The 15,431-nt window shown below is 75.6% G+C and carries 6 protein-coding genes; all 6 read left to right on the top strand.

The genetic code is table 11. The annotated features are described in order from the left end of the window. Nucleotides 1-110: 110 nt before the first annotated feature. The 6 genes from ACGFNU_RS28150 to ACGFNU_RS28125 all read left to right on the top strand — a co-directional run bounded on the left by ACGFNU_RS28150 (nucleotide 111) and on the right by ACGFNU_RS28125 (nucleotide 15,421). Nucleotides 111-7,334 (top strand): SDR family NAD(P)-dependent oxidoreductase, encoded by a 7,224-nt coding sequence (locus ACGFNU_RS28150; protein WP_392598300.1) that lies wholly within the window; start codon nucleotides 111-113, stop codon nucleotides 7,332-7,334. A 112-nt stretch (nucleotides 7,335-7,446) separates the two neighbouring features. Continuing rightward, nucleotides 7,447-11,928, top strand: coding sequence for a beta-ketoacyl synthase N-terminal-like domain-containing protein (locus ACGFNU_RS28145; protein WP_392598298.1), 4,482 nt, complete (start codon nucleotides 7,447-7,449; stop codon nucleotides 11,926-11,928). A 1-nt stretch (nucleotide 11,929) separates the two neighbouring features. Next, a complete protein-coding gene (locus ACGFNU_RS28140; protein WP_392598296.1) occupies nucleotides 11,930-12,229 on the top strand; it encodes an acyl carrier protein in 300 nt (99 codons plus the stop codon). A gap of 95 nt (nucleotides 12,230-12,324) precedes the next feature. Then, complete coding sequence (locus tag ACGFNU_RS28135) at nucleotides 12,325-13,161, top strand: alpha/beta fold hydrolase (RefSeq protein WP_392598295.1); 837 nt, start codon at nucleotides 12,325-12,327, stop codon at nucleotides 13,159-13,161. Further along, a complete protein-coding gene (locus ACGFNU_RS28130; RefSeq protein ID WP_392598293.1) occupies nucleotides 13,158-14,480 on the top strand; it encodes a glycosyltransferase in 1,323 nt (440 codons plus the stop codon). The genes ACGFNU_RS28135 and ACGFNU_RS28130 overlap by 4 nt, the downstream gene beginning before the upstream one ends. Beyond that, nucleotides 14,477-15,421, top strand: a complete 945-nt coding sequence (locus ACGFNU_RS28125; RefSeq protein WP_392598291.1) for a hypothetical protein — start codon at nucleotides 14,477-14,479, stop codon at nucleotides 15,419-15,421. The genes ACGFNU_RS28130 and ACGFNU_RS28125 overlap by 4 nt, the downstream gene beginning before the upstream one ends. The last annotated feature ends 10 nt before the right edge of the window (nucleotides 15,422-15,431 follow it).

The following is a 15,431-nucleotide window of genomic DNA, read 5'->3' as shown; positions in this document are numbered from 1 at the left end:
TGCTCGCGGTCCAGCAACAGTGATCCCCCTGGCAGTGGGGGGCACCGCAGGGTTTCTAGCCGCGCCGGCCGGAAGGGTCATCCGGCCGCGCGGGCGTCGGGGGGCAGTGGATGACGGCGGACAAGGGCCGGACGGGGCCGGACGGACGGGGCGGCGCGCAGACCGAGATCATCGTGATCGGCCCCTTCGGCCGGCCGGAACCCCACCTGACGGTCGCCGTGGCCAGGGCCGGCGGGCTCGGCGTCCTCGACCTCGGCCTGGACCGCGACGCCGCCCTGGCGGCCCTGGCCGACGTCGGCCGGTGGTGGAAGGGCACGTTCGGGGTCCGGGTACCGGCCGGTTGCGGCGTGCGCCCCGACGACCTTCCCGAGGCCGCCGGCACGGTCGTGATGGACGCGGCGATGATGGACGCGGCGGGGCCGGACGCCGCGGCGTACGCCCGGGGCCGCAGGCTGCTGGCCGAGGTCGTCGACCCGGAGGAGGCCGCCGCGGCCGCGCGGATCCCCGGGCTGTCGGGGCTCATCGCCCGCGGCTGCGAGGCCGGCGGACGGGTCGGGGAGCTGACGACGTTCGTGCTCCTCCAGCGGCTGCTGGGCGACGCGAGGATCGGCGTGCCGGTCTTCGCCGCCGGCGGGATCGGGCCGCACACCGCCGCGGCCGCCGTGGCCGGCGGCGCGGCGGGCGTGGTGCTCGACGCCCAGCTCGCGCTGGTGCGGGAGATGGACCTTCCGGCGGACGTCGCGAGCGCGCTGGCCGCGATGGACGGCGGCGAGACCAGGGTCGTCCGCGGCCACCGGGTCTACACGCGGCCGGATCTCCCCGGGATCGACCTGGACGGGCTCGGCCTGGCCGGGATCAACGCGCGTCTCGGCGCCGCCGGCCTGCGGCAGGAGCTGCTGCCCGTCGGCCAGGACGGCGCCCTGGCCGCGCCACTGGCCGAACGCCACAAGACGGCGGGCGGTGTCGTGCGAGCCGTGCGCGAGCAGATCACCTCCCACATCCGTGCCGCGCTCCGAGCCGAGCCGCTGGCCCCCGAGGACAACCCGCCCGGTGCCCTCACCAACCGCGACTACCCGGTCGTGCAGGGGCCGATGACGCGGGTCAGCGACCGGTCCGCGTTCGCCGCCGCGATCGCGCAGGACGGCGGCCTGCCGTTCCTCGCGCTCGCGCTCATGGGCGGCGACGAGGTACGGGAGCTGCTTCTCGACACCGCAGACCGGCTCGGTGACCGGCCCTGGGGCGTGGGCGTCCTCGGCTTCGCGCCGCCCGAGCTGAGGGAGGCGCAGCTCGCCGCGGTAAGGGACGTCAAGCCGCCGTACGCGCTGATCGCGGGCGGGCGGCCCGCCCAGGCCGCGCCGCTGGAGGAAGCCGGGATCAGCACCTACCTGCACGTCCCCTCGCCGGGACTGCTGGAACGTTTCCTGGGCGAGGGCGCGCGCAAGTTCGTCTTCGAGGGGATGGAGTGCGGCGGCCATGTCGGGCCGCGCGCCAGCTTCCCGCTGTGGGACGCGCAGATCGACCGGCTGCTGGCGTTCGCCGACGAGAATCCCGGCGCCGCCGACGAGATGTCGGTGCTGTTCGCGGGCGGCATCCATGACGAACGTTCGGCCGCGATGGTCTGCGCGCTGGCGGGCCCGCTGGCCGAGCGCGGCGCCGACATCCGCGTCCTGATGGGCACCGCCTACCTGTTCACCTACGAGGCGGTCGCGGCGGGGGCGATCCTGCCGGGCTTCCAGAGCGCCGCCGTCGAGTGCGACGCGACCACGCTGCTGGAGACCTCGCCCGGCCACGCGACCCGATGCGCGCGGACGCCGTACGTGCGGGAGTTCGAGGAGGCCCGGCGCGAGCTGGAGGCCGCCGGCACCGGCGGCAGGGAGATGTGGGCCCGGCTGGAGCAGCTCAACCTCGGGCGCCTGCGTATCGCCGCCAAGGGCCTGCGCCGCGCGGGCACCGCGGGCACCGCGGGTACCACGGGTACCACGGGCACCACGGGCACCACGGGCGCCGCGAGCCCCGGGGGTTCCGGCGGCGACCTGGAGCCGGTCGGGGCCGCCGAGCAGCGCCGCGACGGCATGTACATGATCGGCCAGGTGGCCGCGCTGCGTTCGGCCGTCACCAGCATCACGGGCCTGCACGAGCAGGTCACGACGGGGGCGACCTGCTTCCTGTCGGCGCGGGCCGCCACGCTCGGCATCGAGGCCTGCGCCGAGGACGAGGCGCGGGTGCCCGCGGCGGCGTCTCCCATGGACATCGCGATCGTCGGCATGGGCTGCGTCTTCCCCGAGGCCCGCGACTCGGGCCAGTACTGGGCCAACATCGTCGGCGGCGTCGACGCGGTCACCGAGGTTCCCGCCGACCGCTGGGACCCCGAGCTCTACTATGACCCGGCGGCGGCACGGGACGACCTGGGCGCCAAGACCCCCTCGAAGTGGGGCGGCTTCCTGCCCGACATCCCGTTCGACGCGTTCGCCTACGGCATCCCGCCCAACTCCCTCGCCAGCGTCGAGCCGATGCAACTGCTGGCGCTGGAGGTGGCGGCGCGGGCGCTGGGCGACGCGGGCTACGCCGACCGGCCGTTCGACCGGTCCCGGACCTCGGTCTTCTTCGGGGCCGAGGCGGGCACCGACCTCGGCACCGCCTACAGCACCCGCGCCACCCTGCCCAAGTACTTCGGCGAGGTGCCCGAGGGACTGGACGCGCAGCTCCCGCGGCTGACCGAGGACTCGTTCCCCGGCGTGCTCACGAACGTGATCGCGGGCCGCATCGCCAACCGGCTCAACCTCGGCGGCGCCAACTACACCGTCGACGCCGCCTGCGCCGCGTCGCTGGCCGCGCTCGACGCCGCCTGCAAGGAACTCGTCGCCGGGACGAGCGACATGGTGCTCTGCGGCGGCGCCGACCTGCACAACGGGATCTACGACTACCTGCTCTTCTCGTCGGTGCAGGCGCTGTCGCCGAGCGGCCGGTGCGCCGCGTTCGACGCGGACGCCAACGGCACCGCGCTGGGCGAGGGCGTCGCGTGCGTGGTGCTCAAGCGGCTGGCGGACGCCGAACGCGACGGCGACCGGATCTACGCGGTCATCAAGTCCGTGGCGGGTTCCAGCGGGGGCCGTTCGCTCGGGCTGACCGCGCCGCGCGTCGAGGGCCAGCGGCTCGCGCTGGAACGCGCGTACGAGCGGGCCGGGATCTCCCCGGCGGACGTCGGCCTGGTGGAGGCGCACGGCACCGGTACCGAGGTCGGCGACCGCATCGAGCTCACCACGCTGACCGAGACGTTCACCGAGGCGGGCGCCGGACCGGGCAGCGTCACGCTGGGCTCGGTCAAGTCGCAGATCGGCCACACCAAGTGCGCCGCCGGTCTCGCCGGGCTCATCAAGACCGCGTACGCGCTGCACACCGGCGTGCTGCCCGGCACCCTGCACCTCACGAAGCCGTCGACCGCGTGGGACGCCGTCACCAGCCCGTTCGCGTTCGGCGGCGGAGGTGCCCGGCCGTGGGCCGCCGTGCCCGCGGAACGGTACGCGGGCCTGAGCGGCTTCGGCTTCGGCGGCTCCAACTTCCATGCCGTCCTCGCGGGATACGACGGCGCGCCCGAGCCGGTCTCCGGGCTCACCGAGTGGCCCGCCGAGCTGTTCCTGATCCGCGGCGCCGACCGTGCCGCCGCCCGCGCCGAGCTGGAACGCCTCGGTGCCCTGCTCGACGCCGGCGGGACACGGCTGCGCGATCTCGCCCTGACCTTCGCCGACGGCGACGGGCCGGTGCAGATCGCGCTGGTCGCGACGAGCCTGGACGACCTACGCGACAAACTCCGCGCCACGCTCGCCCCGCGCTCCATGCCTGCCGACTCTGCGCCTGACGACTTCGCGCCCGGCGTCTCTGCGCCCAGCATCTCTGTGCCCGGCGTCTTCGTTCGGGAGGATGCTCAGCGGGGTGCTGGTCAGGTCGCCTTCCTCTACCCGGGGCAGGGCAGCCAGCGCACGGACATGCTCGCCGATCTCTTCGTGGCCTTCCCGCGCCTGCAACGGTTGTTGCGGCTGGCCGGCGGCCGTTACGCCCGGGCGATGTTCCCGCCCGCCGCGTTCACCCCCGAGGAGAACGAGCGGCAGCGCGCGGCGATCACCGACACCCGGGTCGCCCAGCCCGCGCTGGGCATCGCGGGGCTGGCCGTGCACCGGCTCCTCACCGGGCTCGGCGTGCGGCCCGACCTGGCGGGCGGGCACAGCTACGGCGAACTGGTCGCGCTCTGTGCCGCCGGTGCCCTGAGCGAGCACGATCTCGTCGAGCTGAGCGCGGCGCGCGCCGAGGCCATCCTGGCCGCGGCCGCCGCCATGGACCTCGGCAGCCAGGGCGATCCGGGCACGATGGCGGCCGTCACGGCGACCCTGGAGGAGGTACGGGCCGCGCTCGCGAACGTCTCCGAGATCGTGGTCGCCAACCACAACGCGCCCCGCCAGGTCGTGATCTCGGGCTCCACCGCGGCGCTCGACAACGCGCTGAGCGTGCTGGCGGGCCAGGGCATCGCGGCCAAGCGGCTCCCGGTCGCCTGCGCCTTCCACAGCCCGCTCGTCGCCGGGGCCGCCGCCGCGCTGCGCGCCGAGCTGGCCGGACGGGACCTGCGTCCGCCCGCCTACCCCGTGTGGTCCAACACCACCGCCGCGCCGTACGACACCGATCCGGCGAAGCTGCGCGCCACGCTGGCCGGGCAGGTCGCCGTGCCGGTCCGGTTCGTCGACCAGATCGAGTCGATGTACGCGGCGGGCGCGCGGGTGTTCGTGGAGGCCGGGCCGGGCCGGGTGCTGACCCGGCTCGTCGGCGAGATCCTCGGCGACCGGCCGCACACCGCCGTCAACGTGGACACGCCCGGCGAGGGCGGTCTCGGGCAACTGCTGGAGGCCCTGGCCAGGCTCGCCGTGGCGGGCGTCGCGGTCGACCCGCTGCCGCTGTTCGCCGGACGCGACGCGCGCCGGGTGCCGGCGGACGGCGCGGGCCGGGCCCCGGGCTGGACCGTCAACGGACACCTCGTCCGCACCGCCGAGGGTGGATACCTGACCAATGCGCTGCGTCCCGCCGAGCGGGTCGCGCTTCCCTCAGAAGGAGGAACCATGGGTGCCGACGCCCAGCCCGCGCCGAGCGTGTCTGAGGCCGCGGTCCTGGAATACCTGCGGACCAGCCGCGAGCTCGTCGCCGCCCAGCGCGACGTCGTGCTCGGCTTCCTCGGCGCGGCCACGCCGGCGGCGGTGACGGCGCCCGTCGCGGCGCCCGTTCCGGCACCCCGCGCGGTGCACGCGGGAGAGGTGCTGCCCGCGTCCACCGCCGCGTCCGCGCCGGTCGCGGAACCGGCCCCCGCCGCCGCGCCCGAGCCCGCGCGCCCCGGACCGGACGAGATCCGCGCCGCCGTGCTCGCGGTCATCGGTGCCCGCACCGGCTATCCCGAGGAGATGCTGGGCGCCGACCTGGACCTGGAGGCGGACCTGTCGATCGACTCCATCAAGCGCACCGAGATCATCGGGGAGCTGGCGGAGCGGGTCGGGCTGACCACCGCCGGTACCCGGCTGGACGAGTCGATCGTCGAGGAGCTCGCCCGGATCAAGACGATCGGCGAGATCGTCCCGTGGGTCTGCGATCACCTGGGCCACGGCGACGACGCCGGGCAGCCCGCCGACACTGCCGACGCCACGGAGGCCGCGGACGAGGCCGCCGCCGATGAGCAGGACGTGGCGAGCACGTTCCAGCGCGGTCCGTGCAGCGGCGGCCATGCCGCTCCGGCGGCCTCCGAGGCGCCCACGGTCGTGCTGTCCGGCGGTCCGCGTTCCGCCGGGGTGCCGGTGCCCGCGCCCGCCGCTCCGGCCGGCGGAGAGGCGCGGGCCCTGCCGGTCGTGAGCCCGCCGCTCCGGCAGGTCGTCCGGATGACGGACCTGCCCGCGCTGCCCGTGCCCGAGCCGGCGCCGGGAACGTTCGCCGGCAAGCGGTTCGTGATCGTCGACGACGGCTGCGGGATCGCGCTGGAGCTGGCCGACCTGCTGGAGCAGCAGGGCGCCCGGGTGGGGACACCGCTGGAGCCGGAGGGCCCCTGCGACGGGCTCGTCCATCTCGCCGCGCTGCGGCCCGGCGGCGGCCCGGTGCTGCCCGGCGCGTACGGCGGCATCCGCGACGCGCTGCTCGGCGGCGGCCTGCGCTGGCTGGTGCTGGCCGGCGGCTCGGGCGGCACGTTCGGCCGCCGGTTCGACGGCAGCGGCATCGGCGACCCGACCGCCGGGGCGGGCCTGCGCGGCCTGGCGCGCACGCTCGCGCAGGAGTACCCGGACGTCCTCGTGCGGGCGCTCGACGTCGACACCAAGGACAGCCCGCGGGCGGTGGCGCTGCGGATCCTCGCCGAGCTACTCGTCCCCGGGGCGCCGGTCGACGTCGGCCACGAGGGCGGCCGGCGCCGGACGCTGACCGTGACGCCGGCCGAACTGCCCGTCTCCGCGCCGGACCCGGCGGCCGAGCCGCCCGCACGCGGACTGGGCCTCGGCCCGGACGGCGTGGTGCTGCTCAGCGGCGGCGCCCGCGGGATCACCGCGCGGGTCGCCCTCGAACTCGCCCGCACCACCGGCTGCCGCCTGGAGCTCGTCGGCCGGACGCCGGAGCCACGCCCGGTGGAGGACCCGGCGATCGCCGGCGCGCCCGACGAGGCGTCGCTGCGGCACGTCCTGGTCGCGCAGGGCGGCCGGACGCCCGCGGAGATCGAGACGGGGATCCGCCGGATCCTCGCCGAGCGGGAGGTGCGCGCCACCCTGGACACGCTGTCCGGCGCCGGCGCGTCCGTCCGCTACCACGCGCTCGACGTGCGCGACCCGCAGGCCGTGCGCGCCCTCGTCGAGGACGTGTACGCCCGGCACGGCCGGCTCGACGGCGTGATCCACGGCGCCGGGCTGCTGGCCGACCGGCTCGTCCGCGACAAGGAGCCCGAGGCGTTCGCCCGGGTCTACCGCACCAAGGTGGACGGTGCCGCCGCGCTGGCCGCCGCCGTCCGGCCCGATCTGCGCTTCTTCGTGGTCTTCGGCAGCATCGCGGGTGTCTACGGCAACCGTGGCCAGGCCGACTACGCGGCCGCCAACGACGCCTGCGACACCCTCGCCCACGTCTGGCGCACCGCGCTGCGAGGCAAGGTCCTGGTGGCCGACTGGGGCCCGTGGGCGGGCGGCGGCATGGTCTCGCCCGAGCTCGCGCAGCGGTACGCGCGGCGCGGCCTCGCGCTCATAGAGCCGGACGCCGGGGTGACCGCGCTGCTGCGTGAGATCGCCTACGGCGACGAGACGCAGGTCGTCTTCACCGGGACGACCGCTCGATGAGCGCGGGCGGCCGTGTGGCGGCTGGAGTGAGGAGCGGCGGGAGCTTGCGACCAGAGCGACGAGGGAAGCCGTCACGTGAAGGCGGCCGTGAGCCGGTGAGCGGAGCGAGCCGATGAACACGGAGCCGATCGCGATCGTCGGGGTGGGGGCCCTGTTCCCGGGCGCCGGGTCGGCGGCGGAGCTGTGGCGCAACATCCGGGCCGGGCTCGACGCGATCACCGACGTTCCGGCGCACCGCTGGGACCCGGCGCTGTACTACGACCCGGAGGCGTACGGGCGGGCACCCGAGAGCGACCGGTTCTACTGCCGGCGCGGCGGGTTCGTGGACGACCTCGCCACGTTCGACCCGGCCCGGTTCGGCATCATGCCCAACGCGGTGGCGGGCATGGAGCCCGACCAGCTGCTCGCGCTGCGCACCGCGGCCGAGGCGATCGCGGACGCGGGCGGCGACGAGCGCCTGCCGGACCGGTCCCGCATCGGGGTCGTCATCGGGCGCGGCGGCTACATCACGCCCGGCGTGGCACGCTTCGACCAGCGGGTGCGCACCGCGCACCAGCTCACGTCCGTGCTCATGGAGCTGGTGCCGGGCCTCGGCGCCGACCGGCTGGCGCGGATCCGGCACGCGTTCTGCGAGCGGCTCGGCCCCGACACCCCGGACGCCTCGATCGGGCTGGTGCCCAACTTCGCGGCGTCCCGGATCGCCAACCGCTTCGACCTGCGCGGCCCCGCCTACACCTTGGACGCCGCCTGCGCGTCCGCCCTGATCGCGGTCGAGCACGCCGTCCGGGCGCTACGTTCCGGGCAGTGCGACGCGATGCTCGCCGGGGCGGTCCACCACGCGCACCACGCGACGGTGTGGAGCGTCTTCAGCCAGTTGCGGGCGCTGAGCCCGAGCCAGCGGATCCGCCCCTTCGACCGGTCCGCCGACGGCACGCTCCTGTCGGAGGGCACTGGCGTGGTGCTGCTCAAGCGGCTGTCGGACGCCGAACGTGCGGGCGACCGCGTCCACGCGATCATCCGCGGCGCCGGCTCGTCCAGCGACGGCCGGGCCGGCAGCATCATGAGCCCGCTCGTCGAGGGCCAGGTGCTCGCGGTGGAACGCGCCTGGCAGGACGCCGGGCTGGATCCCGCGGCGCCGGGCGCGCTCGGCCTGGTCGAGGCGCACGGGACGGGCACCCCGGCGGGCGACGAGGCGGAGCTGGCGACGCTGCGCCGGGTCTTCGGCGACGGCGGGCCGCCGCTCGCGCTCGGCACGGTGAAGTCGATGATCGGCCACGCCATGCCCGCCGGCGGCATCGCGGGCCTCATCAAGGCGGCCTGCGCGCTGCGCGACGGCGTGCTGCCGCCGACCCTGAACATCGAAGAGCCGCACCCGGCGCTCGCGGGCTCGCGGCTCCGGCCCGTCCACGAGCCGGTCACGTGGGAACCGCCCGCCCCGGGCGTGCCGCGCCGCGCCGTCGTCAACGCCTTCGGCTTCGGCGGCGCCAACGCCCACGTGATCCTCGAAGAGCCGCCCGCGCATCTGCGGCCCGGCACCCGTGCGGGCGGGCCGGAACGGCTGCGCATGATCAGCTCGCCGCGCACGGATGCCGGCGGCGCCGGGGTGCTGCGGCTGGCGGCCCGCACGGACGCGGAACTGTCCCGGCTGCTCGAACGGCCCGACGACGACCTGCAGGCGATCGCGGCCAAGGGCGAGGACCCCCCGGACCTGCCGTGCCGCCTGGCGATCGTCGACCCGTCCCGCCGGCGGCTCGACCTCGCGCGGGCCATCGTGCTCCGGGGCACGCCGTGGCGGGGCCGGAGCGACATCTGGTTCACGCCGCGGCCCCTGCTCGCGGCGGGCGGCAAGGTGGCGTTCCTCTTCCCCGGCTTCGAGCCGGTCTTCGAGCCGCGCGTCGACGACGTCGCCGACCACTTCGGCATGCCGCGCCCCGGCCTCACCGGCCGGACCGACCTGCCCGGGCACGCGGCGGACGTCATCGCCGTCGGCGGGCTGCTGGCGCGGGCCCTGGGCGGGCTCGGCATCGAGCCGGACGTGGCCGCCGGGCACAGCCTCGGCGAGTGGACCGCGATGATCGCCGCGGGCATGTACGAGCCGGGCGCCGCCGAGGCGTTCCTCACGGCGCTCGACCACGGCGCGCTCGACGTCCCGGACGCCGCGTACGCCGCGCTGGGCTGCGGGGTCGACCAGGCGCTGCGGGCCATCGGCACGAGCCGCGACGTCGTGGTCAGCCACGACAACTGCCCGCACCAGTCGGTGATCTGCGGACCTCCGGAGGCCGTGCGCGCGGTGCTGGCCAGGCTCGGCGCCGAGGGCGTGCTGGGCCAGGAGCTGCCGTTCCGGTCCGGCTTCCACACGCCGATGGCCGGGGCCTACCTGGAGAGCGTGCACCGCTCGTTCGAGGCGCTGCCGATCCGCGCGCCGCGCGTGCCGCTGTGGTCGGGGACCACGGCCGCGCCGTTCCCGGCCGGGACGGACGAGGTGCGCGGGCTCATGGTGCGCCATCTGCTGGAGCCGGTCCGGTTCAGCGAGCTGATCGAGGAGCTGTACGGGGCGGGCGTGCGCGCGTTCGTCCAGGTCGGGCCGGGGAGCCTGACCGGATTCGTGAGCGACCGTCTCGGCGGCCGCGACCACGTCACCATGGCCGCCAACACCGCCCAGCGGACGGGCCTCGCCCAGCTCGAACGCGTCGTCGCGGCGTTGTGGGCGGAGGGTTACGGAGCCGCGCAGCAGGACGAGCGACCCGGCGAGCCGGACGCGGGCCACGGCACGGGGATGCGGCTCGACCTCGGCACCCCGCTCGTCCGGCTGGACGGCGCCGTACCGCCGCTGAACGTCGACGCGGGGGTCGGCACGGGATTCGGCACGGGCCTCTTCCCCCGGGACCTGCCGGCGCCGGCCGACGCCGGGCCGATCATGGCCGAGCTGGACGCGCTGCTCCGGGACGCCACCGAGAGCGCCCAGGTCGTCCTCGACGCGCTGCACACCGGCACGGTGCGGTCCTCGCCGACCGAGCCCGCGCCGCCGCCCGCGCCGCAGGTCACCGAGCTGACCACCTCGCGGGTGTTCTCGCTCGACTCCATGCCGTACGTCATCGACCACTGCGTGATCCCGCAGCGCGCGGACTGGCCGGACACCTCCGACCGGTTCCCGGTCGTCCCGCTGACGACCCTGCTCGAGGTGATGGCCGAGACCGCCCGGGAGCTCTTCCCCGAGCTGGTGGTGGTCGGCTTCGAGGACGTGCGGGCCCACCGGTGGGTCATCGCCGAACCGGCGACTACCGCCGACATCCAGGCGACCCTCGCGGATTCCGGCGGCGTCCCCGGCGTTCCCGGCCTTTCCGGCGTCCGCCGGGTCAAGGTGGTCATCAAGGGCCATACCGACGGGACCGTCCTGCTCGCCGCGGGCTACCCGGCGCCGCCCGCCCCCGACCGGACGCCGCTCACCGCCGAGGGACCGCCGCCGGTGCTCGCCGAGCGGTTCTACGCCGAGCGGTGGATGTTCCACGGGCCGCTCTACCGGGGCGTCAAGGAGATCTCGGCGGTCGCACGCGACGGCCTGCGCGCCGGTCTGGTCTCGCTGCCCACGCCGGGCGCGCTCATGGACAGCGCCGGGCACCTGTGCGGCCACTGGATCCAGGTGTACGGCGACAAGGACCAGACCGTCTTCCCGGTCGGCATCGAGCGCGTGTCCTGGTACGCGCCGCTGCCGCCGGCGGGGGAGCGGCTCGACGTCACCGTCTGGAACCGGACGATGTCCGACACGACGATCCGGTGCGACGCCGAGCTGGTCCGCGCGGACGGCACGGTGTGGGGACGCGTCGACGGCTGGACGACGCGCCGCTTCTACACCGACGAGCCGGTGTGGCGGATGAGGCTCACCCCAGAGGTCTCGGCGATCGGGGAGCCGCAGGCGGGGGACTGGTGCCTGGCGCGCCGGCGCTGGGACGGCGCGGCGTCGCGCGACCTGCTGATGCGGCAGTACCTGTGCGCCGCCGAACGGGCCGAGTACCACGCCCTCGGGCCGCGCGAGCAGGACCCGTGGCTGCTGGGCCGGATCGCGGCCAAGGACGCCGTACGGCACTGGCTGTGGGGCCGCGGCCACGGGCCGCTGTTCCCGGCGGAGGTGACCGTCCGCGAGGACGAGGCGGGGCGGACCGAGGTCGCGGGGCCCTTCGACCTGCCGCTGGCGGTGTCGATCGCACGGAGCCGGGAGCTGGGAGTGGCGCTCGTCCGGCCCGCCACCGAACCCGCGGGCATCGACATCATGCCGATCGCCGAGGATCCGGACTCCGCAGGCGGGACCGCGCTGAGCCAGGGCGAGCGGGCGTTGCTGGGACGTCTGCCCGGCGACCCGGCCACCGCCACCGCGCGGCTGCTGACCGCCAAGCGCGCCGCCGCGCGCGAGGTCGCCGCCGGTGGCCGGCCCGGCGACGCCGTCCGGACCGGGGACTTCGCCGTCATCGCCGCCGACGCCGACCGCCTGCTGGTGGCCGCGCTCGACTCGCTGACGGCCGTGGCGTCCCGGGCGGTGGACGGCCATGTCGTGACCTGGACCGTCACGTCGCAGAGCAGAGATTCCGAGGAGAGATGACATGGACATGAACGCGGACACCGGCGACGTCCTCGAGGAGGTCGTCGCGATGCTGGTCGGCGTCGTCGGGGAGGACTTCCTGCTGGACGTGGAGGTCGGCCCGGACACCACGTTCAACGAGGACCTCGCCCTGGAGAGCATCGAGTTCGTCGTGCTGGCCGAGAGGCTCCAGCGGCGCTACGGCGAGCGCGTGCAGTTCGCCGCGTTCATCGCGGGCATGGACCTCGACCAGATCATGCGGATGACGGTCGGTGACCTGGTCCGGCACATCGAGTCGCGCCTGCGGCCCGCCGGCGTCTGAACCGGCCCCGAGGGCCTGCGAGGACGGCAAGGGCTGCAAGGACGGCAACGACTTCAAGGACAGCAAGGACTTCGAGGACTTCCTGGAGGACGCGCATGCCCGAGGTGACCGTACGCGGGATCCGGTTCCACGCCCAGACGATGGACCCCCCGCGAGGCGCCGCGCCCGGCGCGCCCGTCGTGGTGTTCGTCCACGGGCTGGTGATCGACAACCTGTCGAGCTTCTACTACACGCTGGCGGGGCCGGTGTCGGCGGCCGGGGCCCGCGCCGTGCTGTACGACCTGCGGGGCCACGGCCGCTCCGAGCTGACCCCGGCGGGCTACCGAGCCGCCGACGGGGTCGAGGACCTCTTCGGCGTCCTCGACGCCCTCGGCCACCGGCAGCCGGTCTACCTGGTCTCCAACAGCTTCGGCGGGGTCGTCGCGCTGAACGCCGCGCTCGCCCGGCCCGGCCGGGTCGCCGGGCTGGTCATGATCGAGTCGTACGGTCCGGCCGAGCACGCGGGCGAGTGGACCGAGGACATGCTCAACACCATCGGGCGGTCGGCGCTCGCCCTGGAGTACGAGCGGCTCGCCGACCAGCTGCTGGCGATCGGCTGGCGGAAGGGCGGCAGGCAGGCGCAGACCGCCCACGCCCTCATCAACGGCACCAGCCTCCTCGACGACCTGGCCGCGGTCGAGCCCGTCCGGCCCGCCGCCCTGGCCGCCCTGGACTGCCCGGTGCTGGCCGTCTACGGCGAGCACTCGGACATCGTGGCCGCCGGACGGCTGCTACTGCGCTCCGTACCCGGCTGCACGCTCCACATCATGGCCGGTCACGCGCACACCGTGCTCCGAGAGGGCACCGCGGAACTGCTCGGAGTCATGTTGCCGTGGCTGGCGCATCATGCCGGGACGCGCGTCCCGGTCATGGCGGCGGGGGGTGCGGCATGACGGGGCGGTCGCGCAAGGGAGGACGCTCGGCGAAGCCGCGCCGCGTCGAGGTCCCGCCGCTCGTGGGCGGGGCGGCGGCCGGTGGAACGGGGGCCAGCGGGGCGGCGACCGGCGGCGCGGTGGCCGGCGGCGCGGACGAGGGCCGCGCCGAGGCGTCTCCGCGCCGGTTCCTCTTCGCCGTGCCGCCGCTCACCGGGCACACGAACCCGACCGTCGCGGTGGCGGCCGAGCTCGTCCAGCGGGGCCACGACGTCGCATGGGTGGGCCACCCGGACAGTCTCGAACCGCTCCTGAACCCGGGATCGCGCGTCTACCCGGCGGAGGACGAGGCGTTCACGGCCCGGCTGGCGGAGAGCCGCAGGGAATGGCTGCGGCTGCGCGGCCCCGCGGCGCTGAAGTTCCTCTGGGAGGAGCTCATCGTCCCGCTCGGGCACGCGATGATGCCGGGCGTCGAGGCGGCGATCGAGGACTTCCGGCCCGAGGTGGTGATCTCCGACCAGCAGGTGCTGGCGGCGCCGGTCGCGGCGCGGCTGCGCGGGCTGCCCTGGGTCACGTCGGCGACCACGTCGGCCGAGTTCACCCGGCCGCTGGCGGGGATGCCCCTGGTCGAGGAGTGGGTGCGCGACCAGATCGGCGAGTTCCAGCTTGACCACGGCATCGAGGACCTGCTCGACCTCCGCTTCTCCGACCACCTGGTGCTGGTGTTCTCCACGGGCGCGCTGATCGGTGACGTCTCGTTCTTCCCGGATCATTTCGCGCTGGTGGGGCCCGCCCTGGGACGTCCACGGGGAGGTGAATTCCCCTGGGAATGGCTGGAGACCGGCAGGCGCCCGGCCGTGCTCGTCTCGCTGGGGACGGTCAACGGGCCGGCGGGGGAGCGCTTCTTCCGGGCCGCCGCCGACGCGGTGCGCGGCATGGACGTGCAGGCCGTCTTCGTCGCGCCCGCCGGCATGGTCGCCGACCCGCCGCCGAACGTGCTGGTCCGCGACCACGTGCCGCAGCTCGCACTGCTGGAGCGGATGTCGGCGGTCGTGTCGCACGGCGGCCACAACACGGTCTGCGAGACGCTCGCGAACGGCCTGCCGCTGGTGGTCGCGCCGATCCGCGACGACCAGCCGGTGATCGCCCGCCAGGTCGAGGCGGCGGGCGCCGGCGTGACGGTCCGGTTCGCCCGCGTGCGGGCGGACGAGCTGCGCACGGCGCTCGGCACGGTGCTGACCGGCGAGAGCTACCGCGCGGCGGCCGGACGCGTCCGGGACTCCTTCGCGGCCGCCGGGGGAGCGGCCCAGGCGGCCGAGCGTCTGGAGAAGCTGACGTGACCGAGCTCGCCGTCGAGCCGGAGGTGCGGATCACCGCGCACATCTTCGAGCGGGCGTACGGGAGCGCGCCCGCCGGGGTCTGGCGGGCGCCGGGCGCGCTGACGCTGCTGGGCGGGCAGCCCGCGCTGGCGGTCGCGCTGCCGTGGGGCGTCATCGTGGCCCTCGCCGCGACCGGCGACGGCTCCGCCGCGTTCTACTCGATGAACCACCACACCGACGCCTTCTCGGTCGGTCACGGGCGGCTCCCGTCCGCGCTCGCCTCGGGCGGCGTTCCGGAGTGGGCGCGTGCCGCCGCCGAGGCGCTGATCGCGTACGACGGGCCCGGGACACGGGTGATGGTCAACCGCGAACTGCCGGCCCAGATGGGGCTGCTCACGGGCGATGAGACAGCCTGCGCAGTCGAGCTGGGTCTCCGGGAGCTCCACGAGGCGGACGGACGGCCGTGCGACGCGTCCCCGCGCCCGTCCCCGCGCCCGTCCATTTCCGCGTCCTACGCGACCGCCTTGAACGCCCGCGCCAAGCATGCGCTGCTGCTCTCGGACAAGATCGAGCATCTGCCCTTCGACCTGGTCACCGCGGGCCTGAGGCTCCTGATCATGGACGTCGGCTGCGCCGGCGCGCCGTCCCCCCGCCAGGACGGGAGCCTCGCCGAACGAGCCGCGGCGGCCCTGCGCGCCGGTGACATCGCCGGCCTGGGCCCGTTGCTCACCGAGGCTCACGTGCGCGGCGAACCCCTGCTGGATCTGGCCCTCGACGCCGCCCATGACGCCGGCGCGCTGGGCGGGCTGGCCATCGGCCGCTGCGGCGTGGCCCTGGTCCCGATGGCCGGCGTGCCTGGAATCCGGGCGGCGGTCACGAGCCGGCTGGCAGGCCGGGCCCGGCGTCCACCGCGCTTCCTGACGGCCGTTCCCGCCGAGCGGCCCACCACCCGTGCGCTCTGACCTCCCGGCG

Source organism: Spirillospora sp. NPDC048911 (genome assembly GCF_043198015.1).
GTDB lineage: Bacteria > Actinomycetota > Actinomycetes > Streptosporangiales > Streptosporangiaceae > Spirillospora.
The sequence above is the reverse complement of the archived record's forward strand: the minus strand, read 5'-3'. Positions and strand labels throughout refer to the sequence as shown.